Below are 17369 nucleotides of genomic sequence, written 5' to 3'. Positions count from 1 at the left end.
TGTGCGTCCCCGGCAGCGGATGCGTACTTTACGGATTCGCTGCCGTCTTGGCAAGTGGTTTTTTGAGAAAATGTGAATAAACTTTAGCTTTTAGGCTTGGCCTTGCGCATAACGGCCAATACCGGGCCTGAGCACACATAAGCACCAAAAAGCAGTAGCAGCATTACAGATGGTTCCACTGAGATCATTACGAACCCTAGCACTACCGCTAGAAGCACAACAAAAGGTACAGGCTTTTTGAAATCGAGATCTTTAAAGCTGTAATAACGAATATTGCTAACCATGAGCACACCCGCAGCCCCTACAACAAACAGCATTAGCAGCTTAAAACCTACCGCATCCGCATCAAAACTATGGAAGGTCCACACACTTGCAGCCACTAAAGCGGCAGCGGATGGGCTTGGCAAGCCAATAAACCATTTCTTATCAACACTACCAATCTGGACATTAAAGCGCGCCAGGCGCAGTGCAGCACAAGCCACATAAAGAAATGCCACCACCCAGCCAGTTTTACCGATGTCTTGTAAAATCCAGGTAAAGGCCACCAATGCAGGCGCCATACCGAAAGAGATCATGTCGGAAAGGCTATCGTACTCTGCGCCAAACTCGCTTTGGGTATTGGTCATACGGGCAACACGGCCATCAAGCCCGTCAAGCACCATGGCGATAAAAATTGCCACTGCTGCCGAAGTGAATTCTCCGTTAATGCCAGCTACCACCGCGAAGAACCCTGAAAACAGTGCAGACGTAGTAAACAAGTTAGGTAATAAGTAAATGCCTTTTCGGCGAATTTTCTTACCGTCCTCAACCGCTTCTTCAACCACTTCGGTTTCGCGCAAAAAAACGCTAGCCAGATCTTCATTACTTACGTTGCCATTACTTACCTTTTCGTGACTAGCGTCTTCTTGCTCTCCAGTACCACTAGCTTCTGTTTTCTGGCCTTCTTGAGGCGCTGACTGCGGGGCCTGTTTACGCTCTTGATCGCGAGCATCCTGGGTCATAAATATCATCCGTTTGAAGTGAAGTCACAAGCACAGTGATCTCTTTTCATTCTACACGGTGAAGCTAACTCAGCCAGTCAATTGCAGTATGCAACGCCAAACGCCTCGGGGCGCGACAATGCGCGCCCCGAGGCTCTAACTAGCGTACTAGCACGCTAACCGCTTAGTTTTTCGACTTATCAACCAACTGGTTGGCAGCGATCCACGGCATCATGCCACGTAGCTTAGCGCCTACTTGCTCAATTTCGTGTTCAGCATTCAAGCGACGACGTGCCGTCATCGACGGGTAGTTAGTGTTGCCTTCCTGAATGAACATTTTGGCATACTCACCCGTTTGGATACGCTTGAGTGCATTGCGCATTGCGGCACGAGACTCATCGTTAATCACTTCAGGGCCAGTAACGTACTCACCGTACTCCGCATTGTTGGAGATGGAGTAGTTCATGTTGGCGATGCCGCCTTCGTACATCAGGTCAACAATCAGCTTAAGCTCATGCAGACACTCGAAGTAAGCCATTTCTGGCGCATAACCCGCTTCAGTCAGCGTTTCAAAGCCAGCTTTAACCAGCTCAACTGCGCCGCCACACAGAACTGCTTGCTCACCGAACAGATCTGTTTCGGTCTCATCTTTGAAGGTAGTTTCGATAATGCCGCTACGGCCACCACCAACGCCTGCCGCGTAAGAAAGCGCCAATTCTTTGGCATTACCAGACGCATCCTGGTGGATAGCGATCAAGTCAGGAATGCCGCCACCTTTAACAAACTCAGAACGAACCGTGTGACCTGGCGCTTTCGGCGCGATCATGATGACATCTAGATCTTTGCGCGGCTCAATTTGGTTGTAGTGGATGTTAAAGCCATGAGCGAAGGCCAAGGTCGCGCCTTCTTTCAAGTTCGGCTCTACTTCTTGCTCGTAGATCGCTTTTTGATTCTCATCCGGCGCCAGAATCATGACAACGTCTGCGGTTTTGCACGCTTCTGGAACGCTTGCCACTTTCAGGCCTGCCGCTTCTGCTTTGGCGGCAGAGGAAGAACCTTTGCGCAGAGCAACCGTGACGTCGACACCAGACTCTTTCAAGTTATTCGCATGGGCATGGCCTTGCGAACCATAACCAACAATAGTGACTTTCTTGGCTTGGATGAGGGACAGATCACAATCTTTATCGTAATAAACGTGCATAGCGAGACTCCAAAAATCGAATTTGATCAAAAAATGATCGTTATATAGGAATAATTTATATATGTCGTATCAGCGTTGATGGCCACCCGTGCCGTCTTTTGCAGCACTGGGCTTTGGCATTGGGATCACTGTACGCCACCGCCACCATTGCGTAAAACGCTATATTTGCAACATACTATTTCTAATTATGAAACATCGACCTTAACAGTGTGCTTCCTATGGATTTTCGCTTATTAAAGCATGTGGTAACGCTGGCCGAGACGCTGCATTTTGGCCGCGCCAGCGAGCTTTGTCATATCAGCCCATCCACCTTAAGCCGCTCAATTCAGCAGGTTGAAGGCGAGCTAGGCACGCAACTATTTGAGCGCGACAATCGCCATGTCACGCTAACCCCTCAAGGCTTAGCGTTTCAGCGCTATGCAAAAGAGACCTTAGAGCAATGGGAAATGCAGAAGCGAACACTGGCCGCCACGGTGGCACAGCTGAGTGGCGAAATAAGCATTTACTGTTCGGTAACCGCGAGCTATAGCTTTCTCTACGAACTACTGAGTGATGTGCGTACTCGGCATCCTGGTATCGAGTTAAAGCTGCATACCGGTGACCCCGCTGATGCCATGTTACGGGTACTGGAAGGCGCAGACGATATGGCCATTACCCCCCGTCCGCGAATTCCACCCAGCGCTCTGGCCTTTAAATCGCTTACCCGCTCGCCGCTGCTGTTTATTGCACCTACAGAAGCCCATGACTGGCTGCCAAGTCAGCCGGAAAGCTCAACAGCCGAGCAGTGGCGTGATGTCCCGATGATTCTTTCAGAGGCAGGGCTTTCAAGGGAGTACGCCAACACGTGGTTTAAAGCGATGGGCATTACGCCGCGTATTTATGCCCAAGTGGCTGGTCACGAAGCGATTGTGAGCATGGTAGGGCTGGGATTTGGCGTGGGAGTGGTACCCAAAATCGTGCTAGATAACAGCCCGCTGTCCGAACGTGTGCAAGTGCTCAGCGTAAAACCCGAGCTCCCCCACTACGATGTCGGAGTTTGCGTGCTTAACCGACGCCTCAAGAATCCGATGATTGACGCGTTTTGGGCGACTGTGACGCCGCGTTAACGCGCGCTTATAAGAACACAAAAAAAGCCGCCCTGATAAGGACGGCTTTCTCAGTTGCTTTTCTAACGACTTACTCAGCTAGCATGCTGCGTTTACAACGATAGAACTTTATCGCCGCGAGCGATACCGGACACCCCGGTACGCGCCACTTCAAGAATGCCTACCGGCGCCATGGCCTGTAGAAATGCATCCAGCTTAGCGGCGTCACCGGTAATCTGAACGGTATACAGGCTTGGCGTTACGTCGACGATCTGCGCCCGGAAAATATCCACCGTACGCTTCACCTCATCGCGGGCAGCGCCTAACGCTTTTACTTTCACCAGCATTAGCTCACGCTCAATGTGGTTACCTTCCGTCAGGTCGACCAGCTTCACCACATCAATCAGCTTATTAAGATGCTTGGTGATTTGCTCAATCACTCGGTCATCACCCACGGTGGTAACCGTCAGGCGTGACAGCGACGGGTCTTCGGTCGGTGCAACGTTCAGCGTTTCAATGTTGAAGTTACGCTGGGAGAACAGCCCGACCACACGTGACAGCGCACCCGGTTCGTTTTCCATCAGAATCGAGATGATATGACGCATCAGGTACGCTCCGTTTTAGACAGCAGCATGTCACGCATGGCACCCAACGGCACCTGCATCGGATAGACGTGCTCAAAGGGATCAACCTTCACATCCAGGAACACCAGCTCATGCTTGTCGGCAAAGGCGCGCTCTAGCGCCGGTTCCAACTCATCAAGGGTATTCACGGTGATTGCGGTAAATCCGTAAGCCTCAATTAGCATGTGGAAGTCTGGCAGCGACTCCATATAGGAGTGCGCATGACGGGACTTGTAGTTCAAATCCTGCCACTGCCGCACCATACCAAGCGATGCATTGTTGAGGTTTACAATTTTGACGCCCACGCCGTACTGCTTACAGGTAGAGAGCTCCTGCATCATCATCTGGAAGCTGCCTTCCCCTGTTACACACACGACGTCGTCATCAGGGAAGTTCTGTTTGATACCCATGGCAGCCGGGAAGCCAAAGCCCATGGTGCCCAAACCACCCGAAGTGATCAGACGATTAGGCTTATCAAACTTGTAGTACTGAGCAGCAAACATTTGGTGCTGGCCAACATCCGTCGTCACATAGGCTTCACCGCGAGTAACACGGCATAGCGCTTCGATAACTTCCTGTGGCTTCAACACTTCGCCTGGCTTAGAAGGCTCATATAGCTTGCCTTCACGCTCGGCGCGCCAGCCGTCAATCTTTTGCCACCACTCGGTCAGCGCTTCAGGCTGCGAAATTGACTGACCTTGAACCAGGCTGATCATTTCATTAATGACGCTAGACGCTGGCCCAACGATGGGCACATCTGCGCGTACGGTTTTAGATACCGAACTTGGGTCCACATCCACGTGAATGATTTTTGCCGTGGGGCAAAACTTCGACGTGTTGTTAGTCACTCGGTCATCAAAGCGCGCGCCAATAGCGATAATCAAATCCGCATGGTGCATAGCCATATTGGATTCATACGAGCCGTGCATCCCTAACCAGCCCAGGCACTGCCGATCACTTTGCGGATAGGCGCCAATGCCCATCAGCGTCGTGGTAATGGGGAAGCCGAGCTGTTTGACCAAATCGGTCAACCCTTCGCTTGCCTTGCCAGTTACCACGCCACCGCCGGTATAGAACACCGGACGTTTGGCTTTCAGCATCATCTCAACGGCTTTTTTAATTTGCCCCGTATGCCCTCGGGTAACCGGGTTATAGGAGCGCATCTTGACCTTTTTCGGGTAGACGTACTCATAGCGCTCGGTCGGTGCTGTCATATCTTTAGGAATATCGACCACGACCGGACCCGGGCGGCCAGTCGCCGCGAGATAGAAGGCTTTTTTCAGCACTTCTGGAATCTCAGACGGATGCCGAATTGAGAAGCTGTGCTTCACGATGGGGCGAGTCACACCCACAATATCGGTTTCCTGGAAGGCATCGTCACCAATCAGGTGGCTCATGACCTGACCGCACAGCACGACCATTGGAATCGAATCCATATAGGCAGTCGCAATGCCGGTAACCGCATTGGTAGCACCAGGACCCGAGGTGACAAGCACCACGCCTGGTTTGCCCGCTGCACGAGCATAACCATCGGCTGCGTGAGTCGCTGCCTGTTCGTGACGCACAAGAATGTGCTTCACCTTGTCCTGGCGGAACAACGCATCGTAAATGTGCAGCGCCGCGCCGCCGGGATAACCATAAATGTACTCAACGCCCTCATCCTGCAAGAAGCGGGCGATCATATCTGCGCCGGAAAGCAGTTCCACTGTGTTTCTCCCCTGGAGGTCTCGAGTGCGATCCGCAGGACATCCTGCGGTGTCGAGTGCGGCGGTATGCCGCTGCCGGCCCATGCCGGCACCTGATGCCAAACCCTGGCATATGGCCCGGTTAGGGCCTGCACTCTCATCGGAAGCACCGGCATATCATCAAATACGCCAGTAGCTACCTTACACGACGGTTTGCCGTGTCGGGGCGTTGGCCAGGTCGGGCGGTTAGCCCAAGCCCGGAAGTCCTTCGGCGGGTAAAGGCTTTCGCCTACCCTTCGCGCGGGGATTAGGGGTTGCCCGTTGGTTCCGCGCCCGCAAATCAGGAACACACAAGATTCCATTAGCGCCCTCAGCCTGTCAACCTCCGATCAGGACAAACGCAACAAACGTCGCAGTTAGCCATTAAAAAAGCCCCGCTAGCAGAGCTAACGAGGCTTTTGCACTATTTCATTGCGCAGGCTTACTGAGGTTCATTGCGCAGGCTTGCTGAAGTTCATTGCGCAGGCTAGTTGAGGACGTGGGAATTTTAATTGCCCACGCGTAAATTACTCAAATACTAGCTTGCCTTCACTCGCACTGATATGAATAGTGTCGCCAGGGGCATATTTGCCCGCCAGCAGGTCTTGAGCCAATGGGTTCTCGATGCGGCTTTGGATCGCCCGCTTCAGCGGCCTTGCGCCATACACTGGGTCGAAACCGACCACCGCCAGCTGGGCCATGGCGTCATCGCTAATTTCCAGGCTCAGGTCATGCTCAGCCAAGCGAACTTTCAAACGCTCTAACTGAATACCGGCAATCGCCTGAATTTGCTCTTGGCCAAGGGCGTGGAACACCACCACCTCATCAATGCGGTTAATCAATTCAGGGCGGAAATGGTTACCCACCACTTCCATCACTGCATTTTTCATGACTTCGTAGTCGTTATCATCTCCACCCATGCGCTGGATGATGTCCGAGCCCATGTTAGAGGTCATCACGATCACCGTATTACGGAAATCGACTGTACGACCTTGCCCATCAGTTAAGCGGCCATCCTCCAACACTTGCAGCAGGATATTGAATACATCCGGATGCGCTTTTTCCACTTCGTCCAGTAACAGCACCGAGTAGGGCTTACGACGCACCGCCTCAGTTAAGTAGCCACCCTCTTCATAACCTACATAGCCTGGGGGCGCACCAATCAAGCGAGCCACGGAGTGCTTCTCCATAAACTCCGACATGTCGATACGCACCATCGCCTCTTCAGTATCGAACAAGAAGTTAGCCAGCGACTTACATAGCTCTGTTTTACCCACCCCGGTTGGGCCGAGGAACAGGAACGAGCCGTTGGGTCGATTGGGGTCAGACAACCCTGCCCGCGAGCGGCGCACGGCGTTAGCCACGGCCTCTACCGCTTCATGCTGGCCAATCACTCGCTCATGCAGCGCTTCTTCCATGCGCAGTAGCTTGTCTCTCTCGCCTTCCAACATTTTGGAGACAGGTATGCCTGTCCAGCGAGAAACCACCTCGGCAATCTCTTCTTCGGTAACGTTTGAGCGCAGCAGCTGGTGGCTGGCAATATCAGCTTCGCCTTCACCCGCTTCGCTGATTTTCTTCTCAAGCGCCGGAATTTTGCCGTACTGAATCTCTGACATACGACCTAGATCGCCCTGGCGACGCGCTTGTTCAAGGTCAATGCGCGCCTGCTCCAACTCCGCTTTAAACTGGGCTGCGCCCTGAATGCTGGCTTTTTCAGCTTTCCAGATTTCATCCAAGTCAGCGTATTCGCGCTCTAACTCGTGGATCTGGTTGTTCAGCGCCTCAAGGCGTTTCTTAGTGGCCTCGTCGGTCTCTTTCTTAAGCGCTTCGCGCTCCATCTTCAGCTGGATTAGGCGACGATCCAGCCTATCCATCTCTTCAGGCTTAGAGTCCAGTTCCATGCGGATACGTGACGCTGCCTCATCGATCAGGTCAATGGCTTTATCGGGCAACTGCCGATCAGTGATATAGCGGGTAGAGAGCTTGGCCGCGGCGATAATCGCCGAATCAGTAATATCCACGCCGTGGTGGACTTCGTAACGCTCTTTTAAACCGCGCAGAATAGCTACCGTGTCCTCTTCAGAGGGCTCATCGACCAACACCTTCTGGAAGCGACGCTCCAGCGCGGCGTCTTTTTCAATGTATTTGCGGTACTCATCCAGGGTGGTCGCGCCTACGCAGTGCAGCTCGCCACGCGCCAGCGCGGGCTTAAGCATGTTGCCTGCATCCATCGCACCTTCAGCCTTACCCGCGCCCACCATGGTGTGCAGCTCATCAATAAACAGGATGACCCGGCCTTCTTCCTGGGAAAGCTCTTTAAGCACCGCTTTCAGACGCTCTTCAAACTCGCCACGGAATTTGGCGCCTGCCAGCAGTGAGCCCATATCCAAGGAAAGGACGCGTTTCTCTTTCAGGCCTTCAGGCACTTCACCGTTCACAATACGCTGAGCCAGCCCTTCAACAATGGCGGTTTTACCCACCCCTGGCTCACCGATCAGTACCGGGTTATTTTTGGTACGACGCTGCAGCACCTGAATCGTGCGGCGAATTTCATCATCACGACCAATCACTGGATCCAACTTGCCATCTAATGCACGCTGGGTTAGATCCATGGTGTATTTATTAAGCGCTTCGCGCTGGTCTTCGGCATTCGGGTCGTCGACCTTAGCACCACCGCGCAAGCTATTGATTGCGGCTTCCAGGGCCTTCCGGTTGAGCCCTGACTCTTTCATCAGTTTGGTGATCGCACTGTTCATTTCCAGTGCAGCCAGAAGTACCAATTCACTGGCAATGAACTGGTCGCCACGCTTCTGCGCTTCCCGGTCAGTTAAATTGAATAGTTTGATGAAGTCGCGAGATGGCTGAACGTCACCGTCGAACTGGCTTACTTTAGGTAAGTTATCTAGCTGCTTCTGCAAACCGTCGCGCAGGCGCGAGCTACTGCCCCCAGCTTTTTCAACCAGGGCTTTAATGCCAGTGTCTTTGGTATCGAGTAACGCAAGCAATAAGTGCGCGGGATCAAGCTGATTATGGCCGTGCCCAACCGCAAGGGATTGTGCCTCAGAAATAGCGGCCTGTAATTTGGCAGTAAATTTATCGAATCGCATGGAATTCCTCCTGGGGGTGCCGTGCGTTTGGACCCACGGTGTTTCCCAATAACTTGTCTTTAATGTGCTAAAAACGTTTAGCTTGACAAGTTTAATGGAGTCAGTTCCACGCATTTCAAGAGCTGTGTATAACAAGCTCGAAGGAATAACACTACTTAATTGATCCAGATCACACTTGCCATGCGTCCAGTGCTGCCATTGTCTCGGCGGTAGGAGTAAAAACGCGACTCGCAGGCCGTGCAGAAGTGGCCTCCGCTGATGTGATGAATCCCCAGCGCTTCTAAACGAAAGCGCGCCAAGCGATAAAGATCCGCCATATAGTGACCAAGACGATAAGGGCTGTGGTCAAACGCTTCAGCGGTCTCAGGGTGTACCGCAACAAAGGCACCATACACTTCTGGTCCTACCTCAAATTGGGCATTCGAAATAGCCGGCCCGAGCCATACCAAAATGTCGTCAGGATCGCAGTTCATAGCGGCGACGGTCGCTTCCAACACGCCACCCGCCAGCCCGCGCCAGCCCGCGTGGGCAACGGCTACCTGAGTCCCTTGGCGATTGCAGAACATCACCGGCAAGCAGTCTGCGGTTAGCACCACACAAGCATAGTCGTTGCTGCTGGCAACCGAGGCGTCTGCTTCCGGCGTATCGTCTTGATACGCCTGCTGAACGCGTGCGCCATGGGTTTGGTTAAGCCACAGCAGCGGTCGATCATCGCCGATTTCTTTGTGCAACAAACGCCGACATAGCGCGACATGATCAGCATTATCGCCTACGTGGCTCGCTGGATTAAAAGCGGCAAAATCATCCTGGCTCGGCCCTGTTTCCCGAGTGGTCACAAACGCCCGTACATTCGCGGGGGCTGGCCAATCAGGTAACAGTAGCGTGGGCTTTAGATCAATCGCGTCGCTCATCTCATGGTCTCACTATCTTCGCGCAGGTAATCCAACAACATCAGTAGATCATCGGGCAAGTCGGCATAAAAAGTAAGCGTTTCACCACTCACCGGATGCACAAAACTGAGCTTCCGAGCATGCAGCGCCTGACGCGGAAATTCACGCAAAATCTCTTTTAGCGGCGCAGCAGCACCCGGCGGCAGCTTGGCACGGCCACTATAGAGCGGATCGCCAATCAATGGGTAGCGGGCATGAGCCATATGAACGCGAATTTGATGGGTACGCCCGGTTTCCAACTGGCAACGCACATGGGTATGCGCGCGGAAACGCTCAACCACCCGAAAGTGAGTCACTGCCGGTTTCCCAGAAGCCGTGACCGCTTGGCGCTTGCGATCTTTTGGGTGCCGACCAATGGGCGCGTCAATGGTGCTGCCCGACACGGGCTTGCCAATCACCACTGCATCATATTGACGAGAAACGCTGCGCGCCTGCAACTGCTCAACCAGCGTCGTTTGTGCGGGCAACGTTTTCGCCACCATCATTAGACCAGTGGTGTCTTTATCCAGGCGATGTACGATTCCCGCCCGAGGCACTTCTGCCAGTGCAGGATGATGATGGAGCAACGCATTCAACAATGTGCCATCAGGGTTGCCCGCGGCGGGATGAACCACCATGCCCGCGGCCTTGTTGATGACTATTACCGCGTCGTCTTCATAAACGATATCAAGCGGAATATCTTGGGGCTCAAAACGAGTATCGTCTTCAATAGTCGCTTTTAGCGCTAATGTTTCGTGGCCGTGCAGCTTGGCCTTCGGTTTTACTTTAGCGCCGTCGACGGTGAGCTCACCGGCGTTGATCCACGCTTTCAAACGCTCGCGGGAATAATCGCTGAACAACTCAGCTGCGGCTTGGTCTAAACGCGCACCAGCTAATGTCGCGGGTACTCGCTGCGTGGCTTCAACAATACGAGACATGAACAACCTCTTTAAGACGCAAACACCGCAGCTACCCTATAATGCTTTTTAACTCTTCAAACGGCATTAGAGTGTCGCTAAGCCTGCGTTTTGCGTCTAGGTGATTTATAGTGGGCGAACTGCGACCTATTCTACCATTTCTACTTATGGCCATCGTCGCTTTTCGGTGATTGAGGCTTGTTTGCAACGAGGATGATGATGCGCGCTTTTTCCGCTGCCAACCGCTTTGGCGTTCTAGCCTTAAGCCTTGCCCTTTTGGCAGGCTGTGCCAGTAACGACACCACACCTGAAGAAGAGGATGAATTCTCAGGTGTGCAAGAACGCGAGCTCTATGAGCTTGCCCGCACAGCGCTGGATAGCAACCGTTTCCCAATTGCCATTGAGCGACTGGAAGCGCTTGATACCCGCTACCCATTTGGCCCCCATGCCGAACAAGCTCAGCTTGAGCTAATTTATGCTTACTACGAAAACAGCAACTGGGAAGAGGCACGCGCCGCTGCCAGCCGCTTTATTCGCTTGCACCCTGATCACCCTCAAGTGGATTACGCCTACTACCTGCGCGGCCTTTCCGCTTGGCAGGCAGGGCGATTTAGCCTTGAACGCTTGCGCCTGATTGATATTTCTAAGCGTGACTTGGGTGCTTCACGGGATGCTTACAACGACTTCCGCGAATTAATTCAGCGCTTTCCCCAAAGCGAATATGCCCCGGATGCCCAGCAACGCATTGTGTATCTGCGTGAGTTGCTGGCACGCCATGAACTGCACGTGGCCGACTACTACTTGCGTCGCGGTGCCTTCCTGGCCGCCGTTGAACGAGGTCGCTGGGTGATTGAAAACTATCCGGAGTCCAACGCAACGCGTGACGCGCTGGCAACCATGGTAGAAGGCTATCAAGGGCTTGGTATGGACGATCGCGCCAATGAAGTACTTGTCGTTCTGCGAGAAAATGCGCCAGACCATGAGCAGCTACGAGGCAATCGCTTTATGCCCAAACATGGTAACGCAGATAATTAATAGCCGTTTTAGGTAGCCTTGACTCATACAGAGCTGTACAAAGTGCTTATCAAAAAACCACGCCTCGGCGTGGTTTTTTTGTTTTACCTACAAAAAACTTTTACTTACATGATGTTAACAAAATAAAAAAACCTCTATATCTAAAAATAAGTTGTACGAACATTATGCAAAGAACTATATTTCTTTCACCTTAATAATAAAGCACCTGCTTGGAGTTCATTGGATGCCCGCCCCCAAATCTTGGTTTTCAGAAACCAATATCAGCACCCGTCTCACATTTGCTTTTTCTACCCTGCTTGCATTACTTGTTCTTTTAACAGCTATCGGTATTTATCAAGTTAACCAAATTGACCGTGGATTGACGTCAATTAATGACGTGAACGGCGCTAAACAGCGCTTCGCAGTTGATATGCGCGGCAGTGTTCACGACCGCGCCATTGCGCTACGCGACATCGTAATGACGACGGATGCCAGCCGCCTGACGACACTAAATGAAGAGATGAGAAGGCTAGCTGCCAACTACGATACAGCGATTGAAAGCATGCAGCAGGTCATGGGCGAAACCGATACAACGCCCCAAGAGCAAAGCATTCTTTCTACTATCAACAATCAATCAGAAACCACCCAAGCGCTTACCCAGCAAGTGCTCGATGCCAACACTGCTAACGCCCTTAGTCGCGCTCAAACCTTGACGCTAGAGCAAGCTGGCCCGGCCTATGCCGAGTGGCTTAACCGCATCAATCAATTTATCAACCTGCAGGAACAGATTAATAACGCTTCCACCGCCGCTGCTCGTAGCACCGCATCAGGGTTTCAACTACAAATGCTGGGGCTGACACTGTTTGCCGTGTTGATAGGCGGGGCGATTGCGATATTTCTAACACGTCAGTTGCTTCGCGAATTAGGCGCAGAACCCCGTCAAGTGAAAGTGTTTGCGGAAGCTATCGGGCGCGGCGAACTGACAACTCAACCGTACCTCAAGAAAGGCGATACCAGCAGTATCATGGCATCACAAGTAGCGATGTCTAAACAACTGCAAGCAATCGTATCGCAAGTTCGCTCGTCAGCCGAGGCGGTGGCATCCAATAGTGAACAAATTGCCGAAGGAAATAACGACCTCTCTTCACGCACTGAAGAACAGGCCAGCGCACTAGCAGAAACAGCATCAGCAATGGAGCAACTCAACAGCACGGTCAAACTCAACGCAGACAATTCACAGCAAGCCAGCCAGGAAGCCGCCAGTGCTTCAAAAACCGCGATCCAAGGCGGCGAAGCCGTGCATCAAGTAGTCGCTACCATGAACGACCTCAACAAAAGCTCGCAAGAAATCGCCGGCATTATTTCAACCATTGATGCCATTGCTTTTCAAACCAACATTCTTGCCTTGAATGCCTCTGTAGAAGCTGCTCGGGCTGGGGAGCATGGTCGTGGATTTGCTGTGGTTGCAGAGGAAGTTCGTAAACTTGCGCAACGCAGCGCTGATGCCGCAAGAGAAATAAACGATTTGATTTCTAATAACTTGGAGCGGGTCAATCATGGCAACACACGCGCTGAAGAGGCCAGCAAATCAACCGAAGATATTGTGGCAGCGATTGAGCGAGTGACCAAGATTATGCAGGAAATTAGTCATGCTAGCGCTGAACAGAGTACTGGTGTACAAGAAGTTGGCCAAGCGATCACCGAGATGGATCAAGTGACCCAGCAAAACGCTGCGCTTGTGGAAGAGAGCGCAAATGCTGCGAATCATTTACGCCAAAACGCACACCAATTGTTACATGCTATGAGCGTTTTCAAGTTACCAGCCAGCCAACAACATGCTCATGCGCAAACAGTGACAAGCACCCGCCAGACACAAAATCCGGCGACGAATAACGCTCCAAGCTTAACAGCCTTAAAGCGCCAACCCGCCGAATCTGCGTGGGACAGTTTTTAAGTCAATCGAGCAAACGCTGACGCTCTAATCGCCAGGCTGCCAGCCATTAACAATCGGGTAGCGCCGGTCGCGCCCAAACCCTCTGGGCGTGACCCGTACTCCGACCGGGGCTTGGCGGCGCTTATATTCACAGCGATCAACAAGCTTCACTACTTTATAAACATCTTCCTCATCAAACCCAGCGGCGATAATTGCCTCAGCACTCATATCGCCTTCAATGTAGCTCACCAGAATGGCGTCTAGCACGTCGTAATCAGGCAACGAGTCACTGTCTTGCTGGTCGGGCGCCAGCTCTGCACTGGGCGGGCGCTCAATCACTCGCTCTGGAATAGCGGGCGATTGGGTATTGCGCCAGCGGGCCAAACGATACACCCAGGTTTTGTAGACATCTTTGATGGCGTTATAGCCGCCCACCATGTCGCCATAAAGCGTGGCGTAACCCACGGCCATTTCGCTTTTATTGCCGGTCGTAAGCACCATCAGGCCTTTCTTATTGGAGATCGCCATCAACAGAACGCCGCGACAGCGCGACTGCAGGTTCTCTTCCGTAGTATCCCGCTCGGTGCCCGCGAAACTTTCTGCCAAAGTGCCCATAAACGCTTCGACCATCGGCTCGATAGGCATTACGTCATAATGAACGCCCAGCATATCCGCCTGTTCGGCAGCGTCCTGCTTCGAGATATCCGCCGTATAGTGATAAGGCATCATCACTGCTTGCACACGCTGGGGGCCCAGCGCATCGACGGCAATCGCTAAGGAAAGAGCGGAATCGATACCACCGGAAAGCCCCAGAACAACGCCTTTAAAACCACTTTTATTGACGTAGTCGCGCAGCCCTGTCACCAACGCACAGTAAAGGCTCTCTTCAGGCTCAACCTCTGGCTCAATTTCACCCACTTGGGGTTCCCACGTATCAGCGCTCGTTTGCAGCAGTTGAACGGGCATTAAGCCTGCTTGCCAAGAAGGCGCCAGCACTTTGAGTTCGCCTTGGGCGTCTACACAGCTAGAACCACCGTCGAAAACCAGCTCGTCCTGCCCACCGATCGTGTTCACATACACAATCGGGCGGTTTACATCCTGGGCACGCTGCTCTAACAGGCGCAAGCGCTCGCTGGGCTTATCCTGATGATAGGGCGAGGCGTTTAAGCTGATCAGTACTTCTGCCCCGGCTTCGCGGGCTGCATTAACCGGCGTACCTTCCCAAAGGTCTTCACAAATCAGCAGCCCTAGCTTGGCGCCTTTGTGCTCGTAAACCAGCGGTTTGGTGCCAGGCGTAAAGTAGCGCTGCTCATCAAACACCTGATAGTTCGGCAGTGCCTGCTTGGCATACTCCGCTTCCCATTGGCCGTTATACAGCACACCCGCCAGGTTATAGCGCTTTCCTTCACGAACGCCCGGATAGCCAATAATCACCAGCACATCGCGGGCGATTTTTTCTGCCATCTTCGCCCGCGCTTCACGCAAGCGAGCTTCCATCGATGGGCGAAGTAGCAGATCTTCCGGTGGATAACCAGACAAGAAAAGCTCTGGGAAGACAACAATATCCGCCCCATGCTCGATCCTCGCTTCGCGCACCGCTTCAATGGCGCGTGCAGCATTGCCGGGAATATCTCCCACTAAAGGGTCGAGTTGGGCCATTACCAGCGTTAAGTCTTGCATGGGCGTTAAAATCTCTTGAGAATCTTTAGAACACGTTGCCGCTCACCTACGTACATTGTCCCGCAAGGGCTGCCAACTGGCAAAGGTTAGCCGGCGCTCATGTTACTCTAGCTATTATTACATCCCACCATGGGAGTCATAGAGGATGAACCTTTTGATCATTCGGCTGATTATTTTTGCCGTGCTGTTCTATGTGGGCCTGAAACTTTATGGTCTCTACCGAGAGCGCAAACTTTCCCACCAACAGAGTGAACCCGAACGCCATGAAGGCGGACAAATGGTGCGCTGCCGCTGGTGCGATGTCCATGTTCCGGAAGAGGAAGCCCTACGCGATAGCGAACAGTGGTTTTGCTCAAGCGCTCATCGGGATCGTTTTTTGCAAGAGCAACAAGATAAGCAGAACCGCGATTAAAACCGCTACCGATAGACAACGACAGCCATAAGCTATGCCAAATCCGTCATTAATCGATCTACCGTCGGCTGAAAGGGCGCTGGGTCGATAAGTGGCTCACGCCCTAATAGCTGATCAACCAATACATGGGTAGAGGCTGGTGCAAGCACTAACCCATTGCGGTAGTGGCCAGCATTGACGTAAACATCGGACCACCCTGGCAATGCCCCAATAAATGGAATGCCATCCGGGGAGCCAGGGCGCAGCCCTGCCCAATGATAAGCAACCGGGCAATCTGACAACGCAGGTACAATGCTTTCAGCGGTCTGTTTGAGTGACGCCAGTGCTTCACTGTCGGTCGTTTTATCAAAACCCGCTTCTTCTAAGGTTGAGCCTACCAACAGCAACCCATCGCTACGCGGGATAATATAGCGACCATCTTTCAATACCACGCGCTGCACCAATCCTGGCGGCGCTTGATAAGCAATCATTTGGCCTTTTACGGGGCGTACCGGCAGGCGAATCGTTATGCTTTCTAACAGCCTGGCTGTCCAGGCGCCACCACATACCACCACCTTTTCAGCGCGCAGCTCCCCTTGCGCGGTCGCAACGCCCAACACCTGTTGGTCATGCGTTATAAAACTATTTACCTCACAGCCTTCATTCAGCACAACGTTCGGCATTGCCAGCAGCCGAGCGCGCAACGCCTGTCCCAGACGTGGGTTGCGCACACTACCGAGTGTCGGCATCCACAACGCACTCTCCTGGGCAGCAGCCACCATGGGCTCCTTCTGACGAACAAAGTCAGCGCTAACACGCTCCAGCGGCTTGGCTAAGCCTCTCGCCCAACCAAGCGCAGTGTCAGCATCGTCAACGTTAAGATAGAGCAGCCCTTTCTGGCGATATTCAGGATCAATGCCGGTTTCTTCCAACAAGCGTAGCGACAACGTGGGATACACGCCCTCTGACCAGCGCGAAAGTTGCGAGATGGGCGGCGCATACCGCCATGGGTAAAGCGGCGAGACAATGCCACCACCTGCCCAAGAAGACTCCTGCCCGCAAATGCCGCGCTCCACTAAAGTAACTTGTTGGCCAGCATCTGCTAGCTGCAGTGCCGTCATCATACCGATCACGCCACCGCCAATAATTAAGAAATTGCTCACAACGTTTGTCCGCTTTGGCTTACATAAAAAACGATCACCGCGAGGTAGGCTGTAGAAAAAACACACGCCTGGAGTCACCATGCCAGCTAACAATAACGGCGTTCCACACACGCGTATCCAAGGCTTTACCCTGATCGAACTTATTATTGCTCTTCTGCTTATTTCAGCCTTAGCCGCCTGGGGAGTGCCAAATTTTCAAGCACTTGGCCGAAGCACAGCCGTTACCGCCGATATTAACAGATTGCAGTCTGCCTTTTCGTTGGCTCGCAACACAGCCATCACGCAGCGTAAAACGGCCACGGTTTGCCCAACCAATCAGCAAAGAAACACCTGCACCAGCGACTGGAGTAACGCGCTACTGGTCATCAAGGGGGACGCGATAAATCAAATAACCAGCAGCGATGTTGTTCGTGTCTTCCCTAAAGAGCAGGCAACTACCGTCACTTATAATCGTAACAGGCGGCGTGTGAGCTATAGTACGCTTGGCCACGCAAACGGCTTCAATGGCAGTTTTTATATATGTGCGGCAAGCGCTCCAGGAAAAGTGCTCGTGCTCAGCCGACTGGGTCGCCTGCGCATCGATGAAACGCCCGCCGATTGTTGATCACGACAGGCGTTTAAC

Annotated in this window: 14 protein-coding genes; 5 read left to right on the top strand and 9 right to left on the bottom strand. The window is 52.7% G+C overall.

Going from position 1 to position 17369, the window contains the following annotated elements:
• Window positions 1–83: 83 nt before the first annotated feature.
• Together pssA and ilvC are read right to left on the bottom strand one after the other, a co-directional pair.
• On the bottom strand, window positions 84–1001 hold the full coding sequence (gene pssA / locus JFC11_RS10205) for a CDP-diacylglycerol--serine O-phosphatidyltransferase (RefSeq protein ID WP_198349499.1): 918 nt from the start codon (window positions 999–1001) through the stop codon (window positions 84–86).
• Between the two features lie 163 nt (window positions 1002–1164).
• Window positions 1165–2181, bottom strand: coding sequence for a ketol-acid reductoisomerase (ilvC, locus tag JFC11_RS10200; protein WP_016916053.1), 1017 nt, complete (start codon window positions 2179–2181; stop codon window positions 1165–1167).
• Window positions 2182–2399: 218 nt separating this feature from the next.
• Here ilvC and ilvY point away from each other — a divergent pair, with 218 nt between their 5' ends.
• Complete coding sequence (gene ilvY / locus JFC11_RS10195) at window positions 2400–3287, top strand: HTH-type transcriptional activator IlvY (protein ID WP_038478324.1); 888 nt, start codon at window positions 2400–2402, stop codon at window positions 3285–3287.
• Between the two features lie 92 nt (window positions 3288–3379).
• Here ilvY and ilvN read toward each other — a convergent pair whose 3' ends face one another.
• From ilvN to rluD, 5 genes are all read right to left on the bottom strand, one after another.
• Window positions 3380–3871 (bottom strand): acetolactate synthase small subunit, encoded by a 492-nt coding sequence (gene ilvN / locus JFC11_RS10190; RefSeq protein ID WP_027336791.1) that lies wholly within the window; start codon window positions 3869–3871, stop codon window positions 3380–3382.
• A complete protein-coding gene (locus tag JFC11_RS10185; RefSeq protein ID WP_038478332.1) occupies window positions 3871–5595 on the bottom strand; it encodes an acetolactate synthase 3 large subunit in 1725 nt (574 codons plus the stop codon). The genes ilvN and JFC11_RS10185 overlap by 1 nt, the downstream gene beginning before the upstream one ends.
• Before the next feature lie 545 nt (window positions 5596–6140).
• Window positions 6141–8720 (bottom strand): ATP-dependent chaperone ClpB, encoded by a 2580-nt coding sequence (gene clpB, locus JFC11_RS10180; RefSeq protein WP_038478334.1) that lies wholly within the window; start codon window positions 8718–8720, stop codon window positions 6141–6143.
• A gap of 155 nt (window positions 8721–8875) precedes the next feature.
• Window positions 8876–9631: a peptidoglycan editing factor PgeF gene (gene pgeF / locus JFC11_RS10175; RefSeq protein ID WP_038478337.1), complete on the bottom strand. Its 756-nt coding sequence runs from the start codon at window positions 9629–9631 to the stop codon at window positions 8876–8878.
• Window positions 9628–10587 (bottom strand): 23S rRNA pseudouridine(1911/1915/1917) synthase RluD, encoded by a 960-nt coding sequence (rluD, locus tag JFC11_RS10170; RefSeq protein WP_198349498.1) that lies wholly within the window; start codon window positions 10585–10587, stop codon window positions 9628–9630. Before rluD ends, pgeF begins: the two co-directional genes overlap by 4 nt.
• 198 nt (window positions 10588–10785) lie before the next feature.
• Between rluD and JFC11_RS10165 the strand changes: the two genes are divergently transcribed.
• Window positions 10786–11601, top strand: a complete 816-nt coding sequence (locus JFC11_RS10165) for an outer membrane protein assembly factor BamD (protein WP_038478342.1) — start codon at window positions 10786–10788, stop codon at window positions 11599–11601.
• 223 nt (window positions 11602–11824) lie between these two features.
• Window positions 11825–13534 (top strand): methyl-accepting chemotaxis protein, encoded by a 1710-nt coding sequence (locus JFC11_RS10160; RefSeq protein ID WP_198349497.1) that lies wholly within the window; start codon window positions 11825–11827, stop codon window positions 13532–13534.
• A gap of 24 nt (window positions 13535–13558) precedes the next feature.
• On the opposite strand, the gene JFC11_RS10155 is transcribed toward JFC11_RS10160, so the two are convergent.
• Window positions 13559–15193 carry an NAD+ synthase gene (locus JFC11_RS10155; RefSeq protein ID WP_095603762.1) on the bottom strand — a complete coding sequence of 545 codons (1635 nt, stop codon included), beginning with the start codon at window positions 15191–15193 and terminating at the stop codon, window positions 13559–13561.
• 145 nt (window positions 15194–15338) lie between these two features.
• Here JFC11_RS10155 and JFC11_RS10150 point away from each other — a divergent pair, with 145 nt between their 5' ends.
• Window positions 15339–15605, top strand: a complete 267-nt coding sequence (locus JFC11_RS10150; protein ID WP_038478351.1) for a PP0621 family protein — start codon at window positions 15339–15341, stop codon at window positions 15603–15605.
• Between the two features lie 32 nt (window positions 15606–15637).
• On the opposite strand, the gene thiO is transcribed toward JFC11_RS10150, so the two are convergent.
• A complete protein-coding gene (thiO, locus tag JFC11_RS10145; protein WP_120387330.1) occupies window positions 15638–16747 on the bottom strand; it encodes a glycine oxidase ThiO in 1110 nt (369 codons plus the stop codon).
• A gap of 79 nt (window positions 16748–16826) precedes the next feature.
• Between thiO and JFC11_RS10140 the strand changes: the two genes are divergently transcribed.
• Entirely contained in the window at window positions 16827–17351 is a 525-nt protein-coding gene (locus JFC11_RS10140) for a GspH/FimT family protein (protein ID WP_038478354.1), read from the top strand.
• The last annotated feature ends 18 nt before the right edge of the window (window positions 17352–17369 follow it).

Source organism: Vreelandella alkaliphila (assembly GCF_016107625.1).
Classification (GTDB): domain Bacteria; phylum Pseudomonadota; class Gammaproteobacteria; order Pseudomonadales; family Halomonadaceae; genus Vreelandella; species Vreelandella alkaliphila.
This window is presented reverse-complemented; position numbering and strand designations above follow the sequence as displayed.